This window comes from Agrobacterium tumefaciens, assembly GCF_013337285.1.
Classification (GTDB): Bacteria; Pseudomonadota; Alphaproteobacteria; order Rhizobiales; family Rhizobiaceae; genus Agrobacterium; species Agrobacterium burrii.
This window is the reverse complement of sequence record NZ_SUPW01000001.1, coordinates 65,876-88,145: the sequence shown is the minus strand read 5'-3', so window position 1 is coordinate 88,145 and position 22,270 is coordinate 65,876. Positions and strand designations below refer to the sequence as shown.

22 protein-coding genes and 1 tRNA gene are annotated in these 22,270 nt (G+C 58.4%); 9 read left to right on the top strand and 14 right to left on the bottom strand.

Going from position 1 to position 22,270, the window contains the following annotated elements; all coding sequences use genetic code 11:
- Positions 1-111: 111 nt before the first annotated feature.
- Positions 112-882: a triose-phosphate isomerase gene (gene tpiA, locus FCH38_RS00415; protein ID WP_174372525.1), complete on the bottom strand. Its 771-nt coding sequence runs from the start codon at positions 880-882 to the stop codon at positions 112-114.
- Positions 883-1,096: 214 nt separating this feature from the next.
- Positions 1,097-1,978, bottom strand: coding sequence for an alpha/beta fold hydrolase (locus FCH38_RS00410; RefSeq protein WP_174372524.1), 882 nt, complete (start codon positions 1,976-1,978; stop codon positions 1,097-1,099).
- 208 nt (positions 1,979-2,186) lie between these two features.
- Here FCH38_RS00410 and parE point away from each other — a divergent pair, with 208 nt between their 5' ends.
- Positions 2,187-4,307, top strand: a complete 2,121-nt coding sequence (parE, locus tag FCH38_RS00405; protein WP_174372523.1) for a DNA topoisomerase IV subunit B — start codon at positions 2,187-2,189, stop codon at positions 4,305-4,307.
- A 43-nt stretch (positions 4,308-4,350) separates the two neighbouring features.
- On the opposite strand, the gene FCH38_RS00400 is transcribed toward parE, so the two are convergent.
- Genes FCH38_RS00400 through FCH38_RS00390 form a run of 3 tightly spaced genes read right to left on the bottom strand, consistent with a single transcriptional unit; the run spans position 4,351 to position 5,671 of the window.
- Positions 4,351-4,962, bottom strand: coding sequence for an ATP-dependent Clp protease proteolytic subunit (locus tag FCH38_RS00400; protein WP_174372522.1), 612 nt, complete (start codon positions 4,960-4,962; stop codon positions 4,351-4,353).
- 38 nt (positions 4,963-5,000) lie between these two features.
- Positions 5,001-5,360: an SRPBCC family protein gene (locus tag FCH38_RS00395; protein WP_174372521.1), complete on the bottom strand. Its 360-nt coding sequence runs from the start codon at positions 5,358-5,360 to the stop codon at positions 5,001-5,003.
- On the bottom strand, positions 5,357-5,671 hold the full coding sequence (locus FCH38_RS00390; RefSeq protein ID WP_153513813.1) for an ArsR/SmtB family transcription factor: 315 nt from the start codon (positions 5,669-5,671) through the stop codon (positions 5,357-5,359). Before FCH38_RS00390 ends, FCH38_RS00395 begins: the two co-directional genes overlap by 4 nt.
- 167 nt (positions 5,672-5,838) lie before the next feature.
- Between FCH38_RS00390 and FCH38_RS00385 the strand changes: the two genes are divergently transcribed.
- Entirely contained in the window at positions 5,839-7,395 is a 1,557-nt protein-coding gene (locus FCH38_RS00385; protein ID WP_174372520.1) for a phospholipase D-like domain-containing protein, read from the top strand.
- 15 nt (positions 7,396-7,410) lie between these two features.
- Here FCH38_RS00385 and FCH38_RS00380 read toward each other — a convergent pair whose 3' ends face one another.
- The 5 genes from FCH38_RS00380 to FCH38_RS00360 form a co-directional block, all read right to left on the bottom strand.
- Positions 7,411-8,244: a response regulator gene (locus FCH38_RS00380; protein ID WP_153513814.1), complete on the bottom strand. Its 834-nt coding sequence runs from the start codon at positions 8,242-8,244 to the stop codon at positions 7,411-7,413.
- A 159-nt stretch (positions 8,245-8,403) separates the two neighbouring features.
- Complete coding sequence (locus FCH38_RS00375; RefSeq protein ID WP_174372519.1) at positions 8,404-10,917, bottom strand: GcvT family protein; 2,514 nt, start codon at positions 10,915-10,917, stop codon at positions 8,404-8,406.
- Positions 10,918-11,169: 252 nt separating this feature from the next.
- Entirely contained in the window at positions 11,170-11,496 is a 327-nt protein-coding gene (locus tag FCH38_RS00370; RefSeq protein ID WP_174372518.1) for a hypothetical protein, read from the bottom strand.
- Positions 11,493-12,596 carry a hypothetical protein gene (locus FCH38_RS00365; protein WP_236776528.1) on the bottom strand — a complete coding sequence of 368 codons (1,104 nt, stop codon included), beginning with the start codon at positions 12,594-12,596 and terminating at the stop codon, positions 11,493-11,495. The genes FCH38_RS00370 and FCH38_RS00365 overlap by 4 nt, the downstream gene beginning before the upstream one ends.
- A gap of 388 nt (positions 12,597-12,984) precedes the next feature.
- Entirely contained in the window at positions 12,985-15,645 is a 2,661-nt protein-coding gene (locus FCH38_RS00360; protein ID WP_174372517.1) for a mechanosensitive ion channel family protein, read from the bottom strand.
- Positions 15,646-15,792: 147 nt separating this feature from the next.
- Here FCH38_RS00360 and FCH38_RS00355 point away from each other — a divergent pair, with 147 nt between their 5' ends.
- Both FCH38_RS00355 and FCH38_RS00350 read left to right on the top strand, forming a co-directional pair.
- On the top strand, positions 15,793-16,047 hold the full coding sequence (locus FCH38_RS00355) for a GlsB/YeaQ/YmgE family stress response membrane protein (protein WP_149897515.1): 255 nt from the start codon (positions 15,793-15,795) through the stop codon (positions 16,045-16,047).
- A 154-nt stretch (positions 16,048-16,201) separates the two neighbouring features.
- Positions 16,202-16,277: transfer RNA gene (locus tag FCH38_RS00350), tRNA-Lys, on the top strand.
- 164 nt (positions 16,278-16,441) lie between these two features.
- Here FCH38_RS00350 and FCH38_RS00345 read toward each other — a convergent pair.
- On the bottom strand, positions 16,442-16,882 hold the full coding sequence (locus FCH38_RS00345; RefSeq protein WP_174372516.1) for a hypothetical protein: 441 nt from the start codon (positions 16,880-16,882) through the stop codon (positions 16,442-16,444).
- Positions 16,883-17,328: 446 nt separating this feature from the next.
- Here FCH38_RS00345 and FCH38_RS00340 point away from each other — a divergent pair, with 446 nt between their 5' ends.
- The 4 genes from FCH38_RS00340 to FCH38_RS00325 all read left to right on the top strand — a co-directional run bounded on the left by FCH38_RS00340 (position 17,329) and on the right by FCH38_RS00325 (position 18,998).
- Positions 17,329-17,664: a hypothetical protein gene (locus FCH38_RS00340; protein WP_153513819.1), complete on the top strand. Its 336-nt coding sequence runs from the start codon at positions 17,329-17,331 to the stop codon at positions 17,662-17,664.
- Positions 17,665-17,831: 167 nt separating this feature from the next.
- Positions 17,832-18,083 (top strand): hypothetical protein, encoded by a 252-nt coding sequence (locus FCH38_RS00335; RefSeq protein ID WP_046798389.1) that lies wholly within the window; start codon positions 17,832-17,834, stop codon positions 18,081-18,083.
- Between the two features lie 201 nt (positions 18,084-18,284).
- Positions 18,285-18,515, top strand: coding sequence for a hypothetical protein (locus tag FCH38_RS00330; protein WP_149897513.1), 231 nt, complete (start codon positions 18,285-18,287; stop codon positions 18,513-18,515).
- 294 nt (positions 18,516-18,809) lie between these two features.
- Complete coding sequence (locus FCH38_RS00325) at positions 18,810-18,998, top strand: hypothetical protein (RefSeq protein ID WP_020012681.1); 189 nt, start codon at positions 18,810-18,812, stop codon at positions 18,996-18,998.
- A gap of 194 nt (positions 18,999-19,192) precedes the next feature.
- On the opposite strand, the gene FCH38_RS00320 is transcribed toward FCH38_RS00325, so the two are convergent.
- Complete coding sequence (locus FCH38_RS00320; RefSeq protein ID WP_046798386.1) at positions 19,193-19,444, bottom strand: hypothetical protein; 252 nt, start codon at positions 19,442-19,444, stop codon at positions 19,193-19,195.
- Positions 19,445-20,115: 671 nt separating this feature from the next.
- Here FCH38_RS00320 and FCH38_RS00315 point away from each other — a divergent pair.
- A complete protein-coding gene (locus FCH38_RS00315) occupies positions 20,116-20,550 on the top strand; it encodes a PACE efflux transporter (RefSeq protein ID WP_153513820.1) in 435 nt (144 codons plus the stop codon).
- Positions 20,551-20,582: 32 nt separating this feature from the next.
- Here the strand turns inward: FCH38_RS00315 and FCH38_RS00310 are convergent, their stop codons facing one another.
- Entirely contained in the window at positions 20,583-21,551 is a 969-nt protein-coding gene (locus FCH38_RS00310; RefSeq protein WP_153513821.1) for an alpha/beta hydrolase family protein, read from the bottom strand.
- Between the two features lie 104 nt (positions 21,552-21,655).
- Positions 21,656-22,261, bottom strand: a complete 606-nt coding sequence (locus FCH38_RS00305; RefSeq protein ID WP_149897511.1) for an ABC-type transport auxiliary lipoprotein family protein — start codon at positions 22,259-22,261, stop codon at positions 21,656-21,658.
- Positions 22,262-22,270: the final 9 nt, after the last annotated feature.

Here is a 22,270-nt window from a genome sequence, read left to right as displayed (position 1 = left end):
ATCCATTCCATGCCCCGCGCGGAGCACTACAAAGAAGGTTTCGCGGCTCTTTACATGAGGCGAAGGTTTATTCCAAGCCCCTTTCCAACCCCTGTGACAGGAAAGCTGGTCTCAGGCCGTCAGTTGCTCATATGCCGCATAGATGGACAGGAAGTCGGAAGCTTTCAAGCTGGCGCCGCCGATCAGCGCGCCATCCACGTTCTCGACGCCCATCAGTTCCAGCGCATTGGCGGGCTTCACCGAACCGCCATAGAGAATACGCATGGTCTTGCCGGCATCACCGAAGCGCTTGACGAGTTCGTCGCGCATGAAGGCATGGGCCTCGCGCACATCCTGCGTGGTGGGGGTAAGACCGGTGCCGATCGCCCAGACAGGCTCATAGGCGATGACGGTGTTTTCAGCAGTCGCCTCATCCGGCAGGGAGCCGGCCAGTTGGCGCTTGAGAATGTCGAGCGTCTGGCCCGCCTTGCGCTCATCCGCCGTCTCGCCAATGCAGACGATGGCGATAAGATCGGCCTGATGGGCCGCAACAGCCTTGGCGCGCACCAGATGATCCGTCTCGGCGTGGTCAGTGCGGCGCTCGGAATGACCGACGATGACATGGGTGCCGAAGCAGTCGGCGATCATCTCGGCGGAAATATCGCCAGTATGCGCGCCGGATGCGTTCTGGTGGCAATCCTGCGCGCCGATCAGCAGCGGGCTGTCATCGCACAGCGCCGTCGCCACATAAAGCAGGGTCGAGGGTGGGCAGATCAGCGCGTCCATCTTCTCCGACAGCGCGCCCTTGACGCCTTCTGCCATGGCCTTGATCTGATCGAGCGAGGCACGCGTGCCGTTCATCTTCCAGTTTCCGGCAACAAGCGGTCGAACATTCGGCGTCATGCGTATCCCATTCCCTTTGTCTCGAGGCGGCCGCATTGACGACACCCCTTCCCTCAGCCGTCTCACGGCCCATAATCGCGACAGAAACACTGCCGGAAATCCCGGGATATTCCTTTAAACGGCCCCGGCAACAAATGGTACAAAAAAGCGGCCCGAAGGTTCAAAACGACCGCCAATTTCGAAAAATTTACCGTCGCTGATCCAAATGGAAGCCTCAACGGCTCAAAATCCAGTTCAAAACCGCCCGCCAGTCGGTCATGCGCACCGGCGTCCCGTGGCTGCCGGTCTCGAACCGCGTAAACCGCGCCGGCGCCCCGGCCTTCAGTAATGCACGGAAGATCGTCGCCTGCTGATCCCCCGAATAGACCTTGTCGGCGCTGCCATGGGTAAACCAGACCGGCTTTTTCGCTCTGGCAAAGGCGCTTTTCGGAAAATCGGGATCGACCGCACCACCCAGAATCGCCATACCCATAAGATTGGCGACAGCCACCTTGTCGCGGCTGATGCCATAGCAGATGAAACTGCCCATCGAGGCACAGGCCAGCACCACGGGCTTTCCACCCGATTTCTGAGCCGCATCGGCAATCAGCGCGGCGACATCGGCAACGCCGTTTTCATCAAAGGAGCGCACGCTCGGCACATAATAGGTGCCGCCATTGGCGACAGCGAGATTTTTCAGCCGGTTGAAATTGCCGCCGAACGTATAGTCGTTCATGCCCAGCCGCCGGTCGCCGCCGCGACCATGAATGAAGATCACCGTGAAGGCCTGCCCGCTTGCCGGTCCGACGCGACCAACCTCAAGCGCCCTGCCCTCCACGGACATGGTTTCCAGCGCCTGCGCCTTCTTCGGCGTCATATCGACATATTGTCGCTTCACTCGCCGCTCCGGCACCTCGTCGCGGCCGTTAATGTCGCGCATTTCCTGATAATCGATCACCTCGGATGCACCACCATCCCCGGTGGAAAGCACCGTCTGGCTGGAAAACAGCTCGTCCTTGAAGGGCCGCAGCGGCCCATCGGCAGCGGAAGCAGCGCCCGGCATCACCGCAACAGTCAGGCAGAAAAGAGTACAAAACGTGAAATGAGCTGTGGACATGACTTGGCTAACCGTTCATTCGTGGCTGCGAGACTTGCCATCACAAGGGCGGCGGCGCAATCCTCCTGTTGCGAAACCCTGACATGGTCTCGGCAAGTGGCACGCCGCATTCGGCCACATGCCTTACATCTTTGGCGTTATAATCGCCCCCATATACAAAATGATTCGCCTGGCGAAATTCTGACGACACTATTTTTGAACCTTGGACATGATGGACGACAGCAACGATCTCTTCTCCGGTCTTCCGGCGGCACAAAACAGCGAAACGGAAACGAACGAGGACGCGGGCAAACCCGCGAAGGCCCCGGCGACCGCCGCTGCGAATGTGAATGTGCAGCCGAAACCCGCAGCCGTTGCGGCCGCCAACCCGCCTGCTCCACCCGCGCCCGTGTCTCCTTCCGGTGACGACTATGGCGCATCGTCGATCCGCGTGCTCGAAGGGCTGGAGCCGGTGCGCATGCGGCCCGGCATGTATATCGGCGGCACCGACGAGAAGGCGCTGCACCACCTCTTTGCCGAAGTCATCGACAACTCCATGGACGAGGCCGTCGCCGGCCACGCCAATTTCATCGAGGTCCATCTCGATGCCGAAGGCTTCCTGACTGTCACCGACAACGGTCGTGGTATCCCGGTGGAAAACCACCCGCAGGTTCCCGGTAAATCGACGCTGGAAGTCATCATGACCAAGCTGCATGCCGGCGGCAAGTTCGACGGCAAGGCCTATGAGACGTCAGGCGGCCTGCACGGCGTCGGCGTGTCCGTGGTCAATGCGCTGTCCGATCTCTTGGAAGTGGAAGTCGCCCGTAACCGCAAGCTCTACCGCCAGCGCTTTTCGCGCGGCGCGCCGATCGGCGGGCTTGAGGAACTGGGCGATGTGCACAACCGCCGCGGCACCCGCGTGCGTTTCCATCCCGATCCGCAGATTTTCGGCGATCACGCCAAATTCGAACCGGCCCGCATCTTCCGCATGGCCCGCTCCAAGGCCTATCTGTTCGGCGGCGTTGAAATCCGCTGGAGCTGCGATCCCGGCATGGTGCCGGCCGATGGAGAAATCCCCGAAAAGGCAGTGTTCCATTTTCCGGGCGGCCTGAAGGATTATCTGGCCGCCACGCTCGGCAAGGAATTCACCGTTACCCGCGAGATTTTCTCAGGGCGAACGGAAAAGACCGGCGGCCACGGCGCGCTGGAATGGGCGGTCACCTGGTATGGCGGCGATACGCAGATCCATTCCTATTGCAACACCATTCCGACCCCCGAAGGCGGCACGCATGAGGCGGGTTTCCGCATCGCGCTGACCAAGGGCCTGAAAAACTATGCCGAGCTGACGCAGAACAAGCGCGCCAAGGAAATCACCACCGACGACGTGATGATTTCGGCAGCCGGCATGCTCTCGGTCTTCATTCGCGAGCCGGAATTCGTCGGCCAGACCAAGGACAAGCTGGCGACCGTCGAAGCCCAGCGCATCGTTGAAAATGCGCTGCGCGATCCCTTCGACCATTATCTCGCCGGTAATCCGGGCGAAGCGGACAAGCTGCTCGACTGGGTGATCGAGCGTGCCGAGGACCGCCTGCGCCGCCGCAAGGAAAAGGAAGTCAACCGCAAGACGGCGGTGCGCAAGCTGCGCCTGCCCGGCAAGCTGGCGGACTGCTCCCAGAACACGGCCGAAAATGCCGAACTCTTCATCGTCGAGGGTGATTCGGCTGGCGGCTCTGCCAAACAGGCGCGCAACCGCGCCAATCAGGCCATTCTGCCGCTGCGCGGTAAAATCCTCAACGTCGGCAGTGCCAGCCGCGAAAAACTCTCCGCCAACCAGCAGATCGCCGATCTCATTCAGGCGCTCGGCTGCGGCACCCGCACCAAATACCGCGAAGAGGATCTGCGCTACGAGCGCATCATCATCATGACCGATGCCGATGTCGATGGCGCGCATATCGCCTCGCTGCTCATCACCTTCTTCTATCAGGAAATGCCGGAACTCATTCGCGGCAACCACCTCTATCTGGCCGTGCCGCCGCTTTACGTCATCCGTCAGGGTGCAAAGAGCGCCTATGCCCGCGACGACGCCCACCGCGCCGAGCTGATGGAGACCATGTTCAAGGGCAAGAAGGTCGAAATCGGCCGCTTCAAAGGCCTCGGCGAAATGATGGCCGCGCAGCTGAAGGAAACCACCATGGATCCCGGCAAGCGCACCCTGCTGCGCGTCGAGATCGACGATGTGGATTTCGAAGGCACCCGCGAGGCTGTCGACAATCTGATGGGCACGAAAGCGGACGCCCGCTTCCGCTTCATTCAGGAACGCGCGGCGTTTGCGGATAATCTGGATATCTGATCATCCGTCCCGGCCAGCCATGCGCAGGCCGGGACGCTTTACGTCATGCTACCGCAACATCCTCGCGAACGTCCAGAATGCGGTCGATCAATCCCCATTCCAGTGCCTCTTCCACCGTCATGAAACGGTCGCGGTCCATTGCCGCTTCAAACTCGTCGTAGCTGCGCTTGCAATGCTCGGCATAAAGCCGCGTCATGCGGTGCTTTGTCTGCCTGATTTCTTCAGCATGGATGAGCATATCCGACGCCTGCCCCTGAAAACCGCCGGACGGCTGGTGAATGAGGATGCTGGCGTTGGGCAATGCCGCCCGCGCCCCCGGTTCGCCGGCCATAAGCAGGAACGAGCCCATCGAGCGGGCAGTCCCCATGCACACAGTATGAACCGGCGCGCGGATGTAGCGCATGGTGTCATACATTGCGAGACCGCTGGTCACGACGCCACCCGGTGAGTTGATGTAGAGATGGATCGGCTTCTTCGGGTTTTCCGCCTCCAGAAACAGCAATTGCGCGCAGACCAGCGCGGAAACAGCATCGTTGACCTCACCGTTGAGAAAGATGATCCTTTCCCGCAACAGGCGGGAATAGATGTCGAAAGACCGTTCTCCCCTTGCGGATTGTTCGACTACCATAGGGACGAGTTGCATCGCTTCGCGCATTGGCGAACTCCTGTCGTTTGAAAATGTCGGGAAATGGATCAGGCGGCGAGCTTGATCGGCGAACCGTTGTGGTTTGCGGCGGCCTTTGTCATCCGGCTGTGCTTGATGACCGGCAACTCATGAATGACCCGCAGGCTGGTGCCGCCCCGGTCGTTTGAGGCGATCCTGAAGGTGACGGTGCTTTCCAGAAATGGCGGGTGATCCTCCCGCAGCCTGTAGCAGACTTCCCGGCCCGGCTTGATATCGATCGCCTCGGGTTCCGCCAGAGCCTCCTTCGGCAACCAGTGTTCGCGAAACGCCGGAATGCTGATCGCACGCCAGACCTTCTGTGGCGGCTCGTCCAGATCATATTCAAGCTCAAGACCGTTTTTCGGCGCTGCGGGCGTTTGCCTGTTCATTGATCCATATCCTTCAGCAGGAGCTTGAGAGCCTCTATGCGTTGCGGCCAGTAGGCGCGGTATTTTCCGAGCCAGGTCGCAATCCGTGTCAGCCCGTCCGGATCGACCTCGTAATTGACGAAACGGCCCTGCCGCCGTTCAACCACAAGCCCGGCGCCGCGCAGGACCGACAGGTGCTGCGACATGGCCGGCTGGCTGATCTCGATCCCTTCGCGCAGGGCGGAAGCGTTCATGGCGCCATCCGCCAGTTTTTCGAAAATGGCGCGGCGGGTCGGATCGGCCAGCGCCCGGAAAATATCGTTCTCTGTCATGACAACACATAAGCACACACTTATGCGATTCACAAGCCCCCATCGCGTATCGGTTCCACCAGCCAGCTTTATGGGAAACCAAAATTCTCTTATGCCGTGAACGCTTTAGGCCCTCGCGCGTTTTCACCCGGCCTGATAATCTTCAGGCTGGGGAGCGATCAAACCAAGTGACTGCATTTACGGTCTTCATTGCCATTCTTCTGCTGGTCCTCGGATCGGGCCTGTTCGTCGTCATCGGCAAACAGCGGGAAAAGGCAATTCCCAAGCGCCCTTCCACCGCCCTGCCCGTGGCGGAGGATGAAACCGGGCTTGACCGGCATTGGCAGTCGATAAAAAACGGCTGGACCGAGAAAAACGCGCTCTGCCTGCTGCATTCCAATCTTGATGCCTTTGCGGTGCGCATGGCGGCGGCACGGGCTGCGGGGCGCAGCCTCGATCTGATGTATTACATGTGGAATGCCGATCTGACCGGGCGGCTGATGATGCGCGAAGTCATCGCCGCCGCCGACCGCGGCGTGCGCGTGCGGCTGCTTCTCGACGATCTCGGCGTCTCCATCTCCGACCGAATATTCCACGCCATCGACAGCCATCCGAATATCGAGCTGCGTCTGTTCAATCCCACAAGGGCGCGGGAAAACATCCTGTATCGAGGCCTGGAGCTGGTGCTACGCTTCCGAAGCGTCAACCGGCGCATGCACAACAAGGCGTGGATTGCCGACGGACGGGCAGTGATCGTCGGCGGCCGCAATATTGGCGACGCCTATTTCGATGCTGCCGAACGGGCGAATTTCCACGATTTCGATATTCTCGGCTTCGGCAGGATCGTTGCCGACGCCACTGAAATTTTCGATGATTACTGGAACAGCGCCGTTTCCGTGCCGGTACGCTCGCTTCTGGCCAGACGACCGAGCAAGCTTGCCAGATTGCGGCGTGAGCTTGATGCTCTGCCGAAAAGCGAGGCGGCAAAACCCTATCTGGAACGCGTCGAAAGCCAATATGGCCGCGATCACTTCCTGATGTCGGACCGCCTGCATTGGGTCGACACGGCGGATGTGCTTGCCGACCCGCCGGAGAAAGCGGCGGGAAAACGCCGCAAGGGCCATAATTTCCTGATGGAAAGCCTGCTGCCGCTGATGCAGGCGGCGGCAGAGAGCCTGCACATCACCTCGCCCTATTTCATTCCCGGCAAACAGGGCGTCGATATTTTCCTGAACCTTGCCGAACGCGGCGTGTCGCTCGCCATCCTCACCAATTCGCTGGCCGCAACCGATGTCGCCGCCGTTCACGCCGGTTATGCCCGTTATCGAAAGCCGCTTCTATTGGGTGGGGTGCATCTGCATGAATTGCGCTCGCAGGCCGATCAGGGCGGCTTCACCCTACGCGGTTCGGGACAGGCGAGCCTGCACACCAAGGCTTTCACCCGCGACGGCAAGACCGGCTATATTGGCTCGCTCAATTTCGATCCGCGCTCCGCCTCGCTCAACACGGAAATGGGCGTCGTTTTCAACTCGGCCCCGCTGGTTGCCCGCATGGATGAAATCTTCACCGAAGAAATCCGCCGCACCATGAGCTTCGAGCTGGATATTGACGACAGCAAACGCATCATCTGGATGACCGAAGAACAGGGTCAGCCAACCATATACCGGCGTGAACCCGACGCGGCCATCAGCCGCCGGATCATCGCCGGCATCATGCGTTTCCTGCCGCTTGAATCGCAGCTTTGAGGAAGAGAGGCCCTGTCAGGCCGCCGGTCTCACACCGGCCTTGGCCAGCTGGATCTGCACCAGCGTGTCAAGGTTCTGGTTAACGCGGCAGTAGAATTCCTCGTCGATGAACGGTCGCAACATGAAATCATTGCCGCCCGCCTTCAGGAACCGCGCCGATAGCAGCCGGTTGGTGGAGGAAGACACGCCAATGATGCGCAACTCGTGCGATCCGCGCACGGTGCGGATGCGCCGCGTCAGTTCGAAACCATCAATGTCAGGCATGTTGTAGTCGGTTACCACAAGGCCGATATCTGGATTGGCTTTCAGGATTTCCAGCGCCTTCGCACCGCTGTCAGCAAGACTGACCCGGAAATTATATCGCTTGAGACGGCTCGACAGCAGCGCCCGCGCCGTCGGGCTGTCATCGACGATCAGCACATGGTGGCGGTGGTTGGTGAGGAACCGGCAGACCGATTCCGTCAGCATGTCCACGGCGAAAATATTGTCCTTCAAAATGTAATCGACCACATCCTTGGCGATCAGCGTTTCGCGCGTCGCCTCATGGAAGGTGCTGGTGAAAACGATGGTCGGGATCGAAAGATCGATCAGATATTCCAGCGCCTCGCCCTTTTCCGCCCCCGGCAGGTTGATGTTGGAAATCGCCAACGTCACCGGCTCGGACGAATGTTCGTAACAGGCCTGCAACTCCTCGAAAGAGCGACAGGCCTCCACGGAAACGCCCAACATTTCATTCAGGCGCCTGCTCACCATCTGGGTGAACACATTGCTATCTTCCGCCAGCAGAATGCGGTTGTTGGTGAAAGGCACACCCGAATATTGCATGCCCGTAATGCCGAGAAAATTCATCCTGTCCCAGTCCCCCATCGTCCTTCAGGGGAAAATAGCAGCGGTATTTTTCAGAATAATTAATAACACTTTTGCCGGCAAACCAGTCGGGACATATGCTTACCTAAAAGAAAATACGGCCCCGAAGGGCCGTATTTGGGTTGTTGGCATAAAGGCGCATCAGGCGCGCAGCAGCGCATTTTCGGTATCGAACGGGCTCTCCTCCACCACCTCTGCATCGTAAAGCGTGCCGAGAATGCGGATTTTCAGCTTGGTGCCAACCGCTGCATATTCCGGCTTGAGCATGGCAAGCGCGATCGACTTGCCAATGCGCCAGCCAAAGCCGCCGCTGGTGACACGGCCGGCAAGAGCGCCGTTTTCATCGGAAATCGCTTCCGAACCGCGTGCATCGACATCCGTATTGCCCGACACGGTCAGCGTCGAAAACACCGATTTCAGGCCGGCTTCCTTGTAAGCCACCAGCGCATCACGGCCGATGAAGGATTTTTCCGGCCGCAGGAAGCGGTCGAGACCGGATTCATAGGCGTTATATTCCACCGAAAGTTCGCGGCCCATGTTGCGGTAGGATTTTTCGAGCGACATTGACACCATGGCCCGAATGCCGAACGGCTTGATGCCGAATTCCGCACCGGCTTCCATCAGCCGGTCGAAGATGTAATTCTGCATCTCGATCGGGTGGTGCAGTTCCCAGCCGAGTTCGCCGACGAAGTTGACGCGCAGCGCATGCGCCGTCGCCACGCCGACGGAAATCTGCTTTGCCGTCAGCCAGGGGAAATCCTTGTTCTCCAGGCTGGAGCGGGTCAGCTTCTTCAACAGATCGCGAGACTTCGGGCCGGCAAGCACCAGCACGCCGTATTTCTGGGTGATCGGCTGCAGCACCACGGAACCGTCGGTCGGCGCAAGGCGGCGCAGCACGTCATGATCGTGGGCCTCAAGACCGCCCGCCGAAACCATATAGAACCGGCCCGGCGCCCATTCATAAACGGTGAACTCCACCTTCACGCCGCCATTCGGCGTCAGAAGATGCGTGAGCGCAATGCGGCCGCGCTTCTTCGGCACAATGTTAGCCAGAATGCTGTCCAGCCAGGCACGCGCACCGGGGCCGGAAACCTCCATCTTGGCGAAGGCCGACATATCAAGCACGCCAACATTCTGGGTGACGTTCTTCACCTCGTTGCCGACATGCTCGAAATAGTTCGAGCGGCGGAACGACCATTTCTCGACGATACGGCCATCGTCCAGCGGCGGCGCATGGTTGTGGCTGGTGATAACGTCAGCACCGACACCGAGGTCTTCTTCGCGCAGCGCATAACCTTCCGGCGCATACCAGTTTGCGCGCTCCCAGCCGTAGACGGAGCCGAACACGCCGCCGAGCTTTTTCAGACGGTCGTAAATCGGCGTCGTCTTCAGCGGACGGGCAGCAGAACGCTCCTCGTCGGGATAATGCATGGTGAAGACGTTGGCGTAAGCTTCCTCATTCTTGGCAATGAGATAACCTTCCGTTGCGTGAGGCCCGAAACGGCGCGGATCGACGCCCATTAGATCGAGCGTCGGCTCGCCATCGACGATCCATTCTGCCAGCTGCCAGCCAGCGCCGCCGGCAGCGGTGATACCGAACGAATGGCCCTCATTCAGCCAGAAATTCTTCAGGCCCGGTGCGGGGCCGACGATCGGGTTGCCGTCAGGCGTATAGGCGATCGCGCCGTTATAAACCTTCTTGATGCCCACCTCGCCGAAGGCCGGAACGCGCACCATCGCGGTTTCGATATGTGGCATCAGGCGGTCGAGTTCTTCCTGGAACAGCTCATATTCGCTGTCGTCAGAGGGACCGTCGACATAACAGACCGGCGCGCCGACTTCGTAAGGGCCGAGGATCAGGCCGCCCGCTTCTTCGCGCATGTACCAGGCCGAGTCCGACTCCCGCAGAACGCCCATTTCCGGCAGACCCTGACGGCGACGCTCCAGAATGGCCGGATGCGGCTCGGTGACGATATATTGATGCTCGACCGGAATGACCGGAATATCGATACCGACCATCTCACCGGTCTTGCGGGCAAAGGAGCCGGTGCAGGAAATAATATGTTCGGCGATGATCTCGCCCTTGTCCGTCGTCACCTTCCAGTGACCGTCTTCCAGCTGCTCGATGGCGGTGACGGTGGTGTTACGATAGATCGTCGCTCCGCGGTCACGCGCACCCTTGGCCAGCGCCTGTGTGAGGTCTGCCGGCTGGATGTAACCGTCATCAGGATGCTGGATGGCGCCGAGCAGCCCGTCGGTCTCACAGAGCGGCCAGATTTCCTTCACCTGCTCCGGCGTCAGCATGTTGACGCGCACGCCAATCGTTTCGGCAATGCCGGCATAATACATATATTCGTCCCAGCGATCCTTGGTACGGGCGAGACGAATGTTCGAAACCTTCGAAAAGCCGACATTCATGCCGGTTTCTTCCTGAAGCTCCTCATAAAACTTCACGGAATATTTGTGGATCTGGCCAACCGAGTAGCTCATGTTGAACAGCGGCAGAAGACCGGCCGCATGCCAGGTGGAGCCGGATGTCAGCTCCTTGCGCTCGATGAGGACGCTGTCGCTCCAGCCCTTTTTGGTCAGGTGATAAAGCGTCGAGACGCCGACCACGCCGCCACCGATCACCACCGCCCGTGCATGTGTCTTCATTTACAGAACCCCTAAAAAGCGCCGGCATTGCCTGTCGTGCTGCCAAATCGATGAGGGGAATATGAAGCGCTTGCCAACCGTTCAGCCGCCTGATTGCGACATGGCCATAGGGTGCTGCGACAGGGAAGAAAATGCCGCCGTCAGGCAGGCTTCAGACCGCCATCGCCCCATGAGGAGACGAAGGCGGCGTAGATGTCGGAAGCGCCAACCGGAACAGATCGAGTTTCGCCGCCATAACGGGCCAGAGCCCGGCTACCTGTTCTGAAGCTGCATTTGCAGCCCCCTGATATCCGGGCCATCCAGTTTCAGGCCTTTGAGCACGTCATTACCGGGCACGATGATCGAGTTATTGAAGCCGGGACCGCCCGGCAGATTGTGTATCCCACCGCCGCCGCCCGGCGGCGGAGGAGGAGGCGGCGGAAAACCTCCACCACCATCCTTGCCACAAGGTGGAATGCGATAGATGCAATCACTGTTGAATTGCGCAATATCGCCAACGGTCACGGACGGAACAACCGCCTCCTGCGCATTTGCCAGAAAAGGAAAAACCATACCGAAGAGAAAAACGGTCCGTCTCATTTCGCAACCTCCTGCGAAGACGCACAAATCTTGACGCCGTCTTTCACGTCCTTGCCGGCGGCAGCCTTTGCCGCTGCGTCCAGCCAGGCGGGCGTGCTGTTGCGCATACCGATGGAAACACTGTTGAAACCTATGACGAGCGGCCTCGCAAACTGGCGATCTGAAAAGAGGCCGGAACTGTTCGTGCTGCGAATGCTGTTGTCATTGCCGGTCATGTTTTCGGCCTCCGGCTGTTGGCCCTGCAGGCCTGTGGTCACGGCAGCAGCCGTGCCATCGATATTCTTCTGGATGTCGCCTTTGTTTCCACCCGCATCGAGGAAAGCCGAGCGGCCCCGGCCGTTGGTGACCTTCACCCCACGAGTGAGAAACGCCTGACGCACGACCAGCAGGCGGATGTCGTAAATATAACGCGGACCACAATCCTGCGTCTCCGCGGTTCTCAAAATATCGCGGCTGAGAATATAGGACAGTTTTTCGCGAAGATACTCGTCGGCACAATAGACCTTTGTGTCGTCATCACCGCAAAAAGCCATCAACGCGTTTTGCGCATGAAAAGGGTTGATCGAATAGGTCTGGACATTCTGAAGCTCGATCTCCTCGACATCGGCCCGCGCGCCGCCGAAGGCAATATTGCGCAGAACCCCCGCCATGCCCTCTTTCCGTTCTATCTTGATGACCGGAAAAAGCGCGTCCTTCACTTGCAGGCCGGATGTCGTCCCATCGGATGCGACTTCCATGCGGGGCTGAGATACCGTCAGCGTCTTCCTGTCTTCCAGCCAGGTGCTGTCGCCGAAATAAGGCGCCTCCGACTTGACCCCCAAATATCCCCGCAAATTCGGTATCTGGGTAATCTTGACGTAGCGGCCGATGAAAGATTCGCTTTCGAGATCGGTGGGCAGAGACTTGAACCTGTGCCCTGAATCCACGACCTCGGCGATGATGTCCCCCACATAAATATCCTCCTGCGGCGGATAGACCGGCTCGATACCTAACCTGCGGATAGATTCATTCCAGCGTTTCGGCAGGTAGTCATCCGTCACGTCAGCCTCGCCCATCAGGAAAAACAAACCCGCCGCGCCGACAACGATACCTGCGGTCAATAGAGACGCTCTGGCGGCTTGGGGCTTAACCCACCCCCAGAATCCCCTCAGTTTTTCCCGCAGAGATGTTTTTACAGGAAGCTGGCCGAGAGGCTGGGCAGGCTGGGCAGGCTGGGCAGGCTGGGCATTTCCATTGACTGGATTCGTCATGTGAGCCCCGACAACAAGAAAAAATAAACTAAAGAATAACCATAATATATCAACTTAAAGTTTATTTATCAATGCAGTCTCTACGGGTATTTTGAATATATTTTCACGACGAGAACCGGCATATGCCCGCTCCCGGTGAACAGAAAGCCACGGCCAGATCCGCATAGCCGCGCCAGGGCAGTTCCCAGCCCCGCCAGGCCTGATACGGGCAGCATAGCGGCGGAGATGGCCGCACCGATCAATTATCTCTGCCAGCCATCTTTGCCGCCGGCTTCGTTTCCACAACGGTCTTATCGACAGCCTTGTCGCCGGCCTTGCCGGCATCCTTTTCCGTTGTCGTCTGTGTCGCAGGTGCTGCCGCACCCGTATGGGCCACCGCCGCCTTGTCGCCCTCTTCCGAAAGCAGCGCCGCCAGCATTTGCGGGTTGGCGTCACCCTCCACGTGGATATTGAGGTTACGCTGCGGGAACGGGATGGCGATGCCCTCCTCGCGGAAGCGCTGGAGGATGGCGATCCTCAGCGCATTCTTCACGCCAAGCCCGGTCGACAGATCGGCAAGGTGGAACCGCAATTCGAAATCCAGCGAGAAATCGCCGAACCGCAGGAACTCCACATGCGGCTCGGGGTTGCGCAGCACCGGCGGCTGGGCGCGCACCAGTTCCAGCAGAATATCCATGACTTGCTGCGGATCGGAATCATAGGAAACGGAAACCGGAATTTCCGCACGCATGATGCGGTTGCGGTGCGTCCAGTTGCCGACCGAGGAGTTGATGAACTCGGAATTCGGCACAATGATCGACTGACCACGGAAGGTTTCGATTTCTGTGGCGCGCACGGAAAGCCGCTTGACGGTGCCTTCCGTCGTGCCGGTCACCACCCAGTCGCCCACCTTGAAGGGACGCTCGACCAGAAGGATGAGGCCGGACACGAAATTCGAGACGATGTTCTGCAGGCCAAAACCGATACCAACCGAAAGAGCCGACGCGACGAGCGCCAGACTGGAGAGGTTAAGACCGGCGGAAGACACGCCGAAGATCGCCGCAACCGCAATGCCGAGATAACCGATGCCGGTCTTGACCGAGTTGCGCACCCCGGCATCCACCTGGCCCCGCGCCATGACGTTATTATCAAGCCACTTCTGGAACCAGCGGGTGATAATATAACCGATGGCAAAGACAAGAACGCCGCCGAAGAGGCCGATCAGCGAGATCGAGGCATTGCCGACGGTAATGCCGGTCAGCAGGCGATAGGCCCAGCTTTCGATATCACCCGGCTGGAAGCCCCAGGAAAACAGGATGAGCGGCACGCCGAAGGCAAGCGCTATGGCATAGATGCCAAGCCCGGCGGCAAGACCGGCCTGATCGAGCGCAACCGGACCGAGCCCGAAACGCCGCGCCAGATAACGCCCGGCAAGGGATTCGGAAAAAGCACCCTGTCTGGAAATCGCCTTGCCGGACAGAATGCCGATATACATCGTCGCCAGCACCGCACCTGTGGCGACGATCTGCGTGGCAAGGAAGCGCGCAAGACCGACATAACCCGTCAGACACGCGCCGATGAGAATGAGACCGCCGACGCGCAGCAGGATAACCAGCCAGCGGGGCAGCCGCTGGTTGCCGGTCTCATAATCCTGCCCCTCGCCGATCATCGGCCGCAGGAAAGACACGGTGAGCAGGATGATGCCGATAATGATCGAGGCGACGAAGCTCTTGGCGACGGTGACGATCAGCGGCGAATAAAGCGTCTCGCTGATCGTTCCAAACAGATAGTCTAGACCATTGACGAGCGCCATCAGCAGCACCGCAGACGACAGCGTATGCGCGCCGCGATTGGACACTTTCAGCAAACGCCATTCCGGCTGGGTGGGCGCAAAGATCGCGTAGCTCAGCCGCGATACGAAATAAACGAAACCGAGGATGGCCATGGCCCCGAACAGGATCGGCGCTATATCGGATCGCAGCACGTTGAAATTATCGAGGAAAAACGCCGAGGTGACCAGAAACAGGAACAGCGACAGCGATTGCACCATGGTCGACCAGAAGGCCACCGAAAGCCGCCGCAGATAGGAAGGCTCACCGGTAAAGGCCCGCCGGTCCATGCGACTGCCGAAAAACCGGTAACCACCGACCAGAAACAGCAGCCCCGCCATGATCGATAGCATCACGGCGCCGAACATCGGCAACCGCTTGTAGCTCCACACGAAACCCGCCCAGCTGCTGAAGGCGTTGCTGAGATTGGTCACCTCGGTAACGAAGGCCGAAGACGCATCGCCCAGCGTCTGGGCCGAAACTTCCGTGCGCTTGAACAGGGTGGCGGCAAAAAGCGCCCGGCGAACCGCCGTAATATTGTTGGAAATCTGCGCGGCGTTGGTGGCGGTGCTCTCCACCTCACCGGCAATCGCATTCACCTCGGCACGCTCCGCCGTCAGCCGGGCGCGCTCTTCCGTCACCATGCTGGCTTCCGGCGGCTGGCCATCGGCCGGCGGCTCGCCAAGCGCCTCGAGACGAGTCTTGATCTGGTCCAGCCGGGTGCGCAGCTTGGTGTTGGCCGCCGCGGCATCGGCAGCAATGCCATCGGCGCGACCCTTCATATCCACCAGATGCACATCGTCGCTGCCGCCCGCCTCCACCTGTCCGGTGATGGTTGCAACATCGGCTTTCCATTTTTCCAGTTCCGCTCGCGCCTGCTCCACCGTGGTGGCCTGGATCACGGCAGGCGCCGGCGGCGTTGTCTCCCCTTGCGCGGATGCCGGCATTGCGGGCAACAGAAACCCGCCGAGAAGCGAAAACATCATGACCATTATCATGGCCACGGCACTGCTTCGCACCCGACCAGGTGCCGGTTCGCCGAACACCCGCCTACCGTCAATCAATCCGCCGAACATCAACCGCACATCCATGCCTTTCGTCTCTTCACGCCGTCTCAGGCTATTTAACGCCTGCGCCGGGGAAAACCACCCGCATGAAGCGAGGTTTTCCGGAGTTTACCTTGCTTTTCACCACTAGAATCATCACCTTTGATAGTGCAGCAAACATGGGAGGAAATCATGGAATCTGCTGGTATTGGCTGGATCGCAGCTATCATCATCGGTGGTGTCGCCGGGTGGCTCGCCGAACAATTCATGAAAAGCAATATGGGTGTTTTCATGAACATCCTTCTTGGAATCGTCGGCGCGATCGTCGCCAACGCCATATTGTCTGTTTTTGGAATCGTTCTGGCCGGCTGGCTCGGTTATCTCATCGCCGGCTTCATCGGCGCCTGTATCCTTATCCTTATCGGGCGGGCATTCAGACGCGGCTAAGCAAAAGGAAAATCCGTAAAACCCCGGATTTTCAGCCTTTTCCAGCGCGACTGAAATTTTTTCGTCACAAAAATCGAAGAAATTTCATTTCCGCGCTGGACAAGCCCAAACTTCCCCTTTATAGCCCCCCTCACACCGCCACACGGTGTCGGTCGGGTGATTAGCTCAGTTGGTAGAGCAGCTGACTCTTAATCAGCGGGTCGTAGGTTCGAGCCCTACATCACCCACCAAATCTCTTTAAATGACAAGATGTTGCGATGCTTACTTAAAGCATCGCCCAGGCGATTGAATTCGTGCAATCGTCCCTTTCCGGCAATGCCTGCGAAAGAAACGGTACTTGTCACGGCGATCCCGAGCTACACAGCCCCGTCAGCGCAATAGCTCGCCGGAAAGTCTACGACTTCGTTTCCGATGCGCTTTTTGCCCCGATGAAGCGCGGCTCCAATGGTCGCCCGGCAATACGGCTTCCAAATTCCTCCGTAAAACGAACGGGCGCCGCCTGCTTTACCGCATCGATGGCGGAATCGATAAACGCCTGCCGTCTCGGGCTCTCCTCTTGAGGTCGCGAGGCTATGACGACCACCTTGCCGCGTATTTGCCCGTCCTTATGCAGAATGAACCGCAGCGTCACCACCAGTCCCTCGGTGTCTTCCGGCGGCACCCAGCAGGCGTAGATTGCATCGAACATTTCGTTGAGATTACTGGCAGGCGTCGGATCCTTGCAGATCCGCGACTGGCCCGAAACCGGCGTCAGAATGCCTCCAGCCAGGATGCTCAACACCACGAGACCGGGCAGCCTGAAACGACGGGACACCAAAGAAGTACGATTGGTCAAATCCAATATCCTCTATCAGGAAGCTGATCTGCCGCTCTGGCCAGCCAGTCACAACTTTTTTAAAAAAAATCGATTTTGTCAGTAAAAATTCCTGAAAGCTCTACGCGCTTGGATCTTAACCACTAAGAAATACAGCATAAATACGCATATAAAAATACATTCCAATCAATACGAATAGATAATGACTAATTTCACCATAAAATAACTCAAAATATCAAATAAAAAATAAAATATATGTGAAAATATATTTATATGAAAACTATAAAATACTCAATAAACATTCATCATACCAATTATTAAATCCAGATTTATTGAATATACAAACCGCCGTAAAAATATCCTCCGGAAATGCGGCTTCGCGTCTTAACCAACGGCTGCGGTTTGCATTGCAAGCCGCTGGTTTGGCTGTATGCATGGCCTGCCAGAACAAGGCAAAGGGGGATATCATGACATCGAAATGGGTAACGGCAGTATTTTTCGGCACAGCGATGACGGTTGCGGCCAGTGCGGCGCAGGCGGAAGACCTGGTCTTCACGCTGAAGAACGGCACGGGCTCCGTTCTCAACGCCTTCTACACCTCACCGGTGGGCGTTAATGACTGGGAAGACGACGTGTTTGGAAAGAAGGCGCTCGGCCCCGGCGAAGAGATGGAAATCACCATCGCCGACGGCCGCAGTGTCTGCAAATATGACATGCGTTTCGAATTCCAGGGCGATGCGCTTGAGGATCTTGAGGATACGCAGAACCTCTGCGAGCTCGGTGAATATACCATCACCGAATAACATAACTGTGATGGCGGCCCTGCCCGGCAAAGGCGGGGCCGCAGCGACAGACGGTTCTGAAACGCGGCCGCCCTCCTACAGCGTCAAAGCTCCGGAAAAACCGCCACAACGGTAATTATAGGCATTGCCGCGCCGCCCCTTTCCCCAAAGCTGTCTCAATCATCCTTATGATTGGCACCATGAGATTGATCATCAACATATTGCTGTTCGTCCTCGGCGCGGTCGGGAGCGGAATATGTGCGTTTTTATTGTCGGCAGCGCTTGCCGATTCCGGGCTGCTCGGCTCCTGTTTTGAGGGAAATTGCGCTTATGCGGCGCTGTTTATGGTGCTTCCGGTCGCATGGTTCATACTTTTCGCGCTTTACGTCATGGCTCTGCTCGTCTGGAGACGAAAACCGTTCCGGAATGGACGGCTCTGAAAAAGCGCGTCGCAGCGCCATCGCTACCGCGCGTTCGTTGACAGCGATCAGCACTTACCGTTAACTCCGCCTGCTGGGGGATTCGCTGCCAGTGATATGTGGACCCGACGGGTATTCCCTATATCACCGGCCTCTGAATGTGCATGTTCCGATTTGCGTTTTGCGTTTGCTGGGCATGACGGAAAACAGGGAGACCAAAGGATGCGGGCCGCAATCAATTCCCCGTCGCTTTCGATCGACACAATGGACTACCAGGCCGAGTGCCAGTTCGCGCTGGAACCCTCCATCCAGGGCCTTATTGAAAAAGCGGAAAGCGCCGGCTGGAACCGCCAGCAGGCTGCGCTTGCTATCGTAGCACTCGCCAGCGAACATCTCACCGAGCTATTGTCTGCCGGTGGCCCCGCATTGTTGGATCAACGTTCCCTCTCTTGATCTCATCTGAAGCCGGGCGGAAGCAGCGCCCGCGTCATCCAGATATCATCACGACAATCGACCCTTTACGCCCGGAGTGTCCTCACCGACGCTGCCGGAACCTTAGGTCGCATGGCGAAAGCAATCACTCAGGCGAAGCCAGCCTCGCGCGCCAATAGTGCCGCAAGACCGCCAGCCGCATTCCGGGTCAGCCAATTCCGCAGAGCGCATCGATTGCTGGCCAGCGAGCGCGCCATAGTGTTGACACAAGCGACCAATAATGAGAACATAAAGTGAACATTATGGAGGTCAGCGATGAACACTGCAGACGCAACCATAGAGAATGCCCTCTCCGTCGTCGCCCGCTCCCGCGATATGCGCGAGCGTGCGCTGGAACGGCGTCGCGAGTTGCAGCGGCGAACGGAAGTCATCATCACCCGGCCGCTTTACGTGCTGAAAAAGAACGAGGGACCGAAGCAGCTCTCGCTGAAGCTCGACAGCTGATCAAATCTGCGAACGTCAACGGCACTGCTCACGGGCAAAGACATGGTCCGGGGACGTACCGAAGCGGCGGCAAACGGCTTACTTGCATGGAGTCGCAACCGAGTGGCTCGCTTGTCTCGCCTGTTCCAAAAGCAAATCCCGTGCGGATTACCTCACGCACGGGATTTCCAGAATGAAGAGGTTATCGTCTTGTCTTATTGCATGCGCTGCATTGCGGCTTCGGGCTCGCCGGTCGTCGCAACCGTTGCCGCTGGAAGGCGGTCGGTCTTTTTCAGGATGACGACGGGCTTGTCCACCGGTTCCGTCGGCGGAACGATGCTTGCGGTTTTAAATTCACGGTCGACGGCAGGAACGGAAGCGTTGATCTTTTCATGACCTGCGCATTCCGCAAGCGCTGCACTGGCGGAAAAACCAAAGACAGCGGCGATAATGAGAACTGATTTCATGTCATTCTCCCTTCGCTTTCGTGGCGATCTCCAGTCTAGGTGGAGACGACCCGGATTGAAAATCACACTTTAGAGACATCTAAAGCACTAGATCATTTCGGCAGTCGTCATCATTGATGTGCATGGGAGCGATGGTGATTGTATCGCCCTTATTTTTTCCGCACATCCAGCGGATTTCGGCAAAGCGGCCGGCGAAATATCATCGCCACATAACTCCCCTTGAGGGAAATGAGACTGGGCGTGTAAGTCGAAACCTTTGCCGTGTTGGCGGCCTTGATCGTTCTTCCATCAGAGGAATTCTGCTGCATGGCGCGCCTCCTTCCATGAGCGATAACGAAAAAACACAGTTCTTGTTCCGCATCGCAATTTCTTTGCCGCCGAGAGAGGGCAAGACGCCGCCACGTGTTTCTTCTCCCCGCCGGGGAGAAGGTGGCCCGAAGGGTCGGATGAGGGGGCAAGCTCTCCGTATATCTCTACCCTCGTCCCCTCATCCCGCTGCCGCGACCTTCTCCCCGGCGGGGAGAAGAAACAAGCGGCGCACTCCCGATCCCATCCATCCCCCCAACGCTTGAAAATTTCGCCAAAAACCTCTATATGCCTCACCGCGAGGACGACCTCGGCCATCATGGCGACAGCATGCGGGACGGCCCGGTCACATACCGGAGAATAAATTGCGCTCCCTGCAAGATCGTATTCGCCACGCGCTCAGCTTCGAAATCATCGGCCTTTTGCTCGTCGTGCCACTTGGCGCTCTCGTCTTTGGCATGCCCATGGAAGATATCGGCATGGTTGGCCTCGTCAGCGCCACACTCGCCACCGCCTGGAACTATATATACAATCTCGGCTTCGACCATGCCATGCAGCGGCTGAAGGGCACGACGCTGAAGACGCCCGCCATCCGCGTCGCACACGCCCTGCTGTTCGAACTCGGCCTGCTGATTGTGTTGATGCCCTTCATCGCCTGGTATCTCGGCATCAGCCTTGCCCATGCGCTGGTGATGGATATTTCGTTTGCGCTGTTTTACGTGGTCTATGCTTTTGTCTTCAACTGGAGCTATGACCGGATTTTCCCGCTGCCGGAATGGCAATCGCAGGACGCCGTCTGATCGACGGCGCCCCGGCGCGGGAGGGTAAGATTTCAGCGCAGCGATGCCTTGAAAAAGCTAACGACATCGGCGTTGAAACTGCGATGAAACTCTGCCCGGTCAAAACCGGGCGCATCGTTGCAAATCTGCGGCAGGGCTTTTGCCATTTCGGCGGGACAAGGCGCGATGAACGAAAAATGCCCCGCATCCTTCACCGTCCGATAGTCCGGTTTGCCCGGCAGTTCGTCGCGCAATCTCGCTATATCCTGCGGCACAATGCCATCACCGCCCTCTTCCGAGCTCCACAGCTGGACGGGAATACCGATATTTTTCAGATTTTCGGCGCCGGGAAAGGCATTGAGCGGGTCCGCAACAGCCACGGCCCTCACCCGCTTATCGTGAACCCGGTCTTTCGCAACAGCGCTTTTGTCCCGCATCTGCGCGCATATCGCCGCCTGCTCGTCCGGGCATGGCAATCTGCTGTTTAAAAAATCCGGTACACCGCCGGCAAGCACCAGCGCCGTATAACCACCGCGCGAAAATCCGAAGACACCGATCCGCCCGGCATCGATAAAGCCGGCCTCTTTCCAGTTTGTCAGCATATGATCAAGCAGGCGGACAATATCCGCCGGCCGGTCAGTCAGCGCGGAAAGCTCGCCTGCCCGCTTCATATCGAGCGCATTATCGCCGGGATGATTGAGCGCCGCGACGATGAAACCGGCATCCGCCAGCGCCGCCGCCGTATCGCGGTGGCTGAAATAGGTACCTGCGAAACCATGGGAAATGACGATAAGCGGATATTGCCCTTCAACGATCGGGCAATCGCGCACCGCAGGCAGTACGAAGGGACCGATACGTGTTTCCACCGGCGTTGCCGCACAGGGCGACCAGACAGCAGCCCTGATCGACGCTTTGCTCCCAGCAGATGGAACCTCGATCAACCGCAGGCCAGCGGCCGTGGCAACGCCCGTCCCGGAAAGAACGGAAAGCAGAAGAAGCCAAAAAACCACCAGAAATCGCATCAGAAACTCGCGGATCAGAAACATTGCGCACAAGACCGGTCATCAACCAGCCCTGCCCGGAACATAAGGCAATTTCTTATAGCGCTGATGACCGCCGCGAAGGCTTAAAGCGACTTCAGCGTCCAGGCCACGATCTCCCGCGTGGCTGAGGCAAACGCCTGATCCAGCGCCTTCACGAAATTGGCGTTGCCGGAACCACTGACACGGGCGCTGGCACGGAACACTTCCTGCGCCTTCACCGTGCCGTTACGGTCGTTCAGAAGCTTCACCGACATTTCGATATTGGCGATGTTTCTCGCCGTATCCACCTCGAAGGCGCGGATATCGGTCACGACCTGATAGTCGATCGCCAGCCCCTGCCCCGGACGGCCGACGCCGCCGAGCTTGCCGGTGTCTTCGAAAGCTTCCACGAGCTTGGATTGCACCATGCGCGGCAGGCGGTCGCTCCATTGCGAATTGCCGAGATATTGCACTTCCGAACCGGAGAGACGCACCACGATATTTTCGCTGTCCAGCGCCTTGAGCGCGGTCGGGTCGGCAATCAGCAATTGCCGGCCTTTCAGCGAAGGCCCCTGCGTTACCGTCGCCGAAGACACGGAAAGATCGAACGTGTCGTTCTTTGGCGCACCGGCACAGCCGGCCAGCAGCGCGGCAAGCAGCGGAGCCAGAATAAGGGCACGGCGTTTATGGCCGGTCATCGATCGTGTCATTGGCCCATA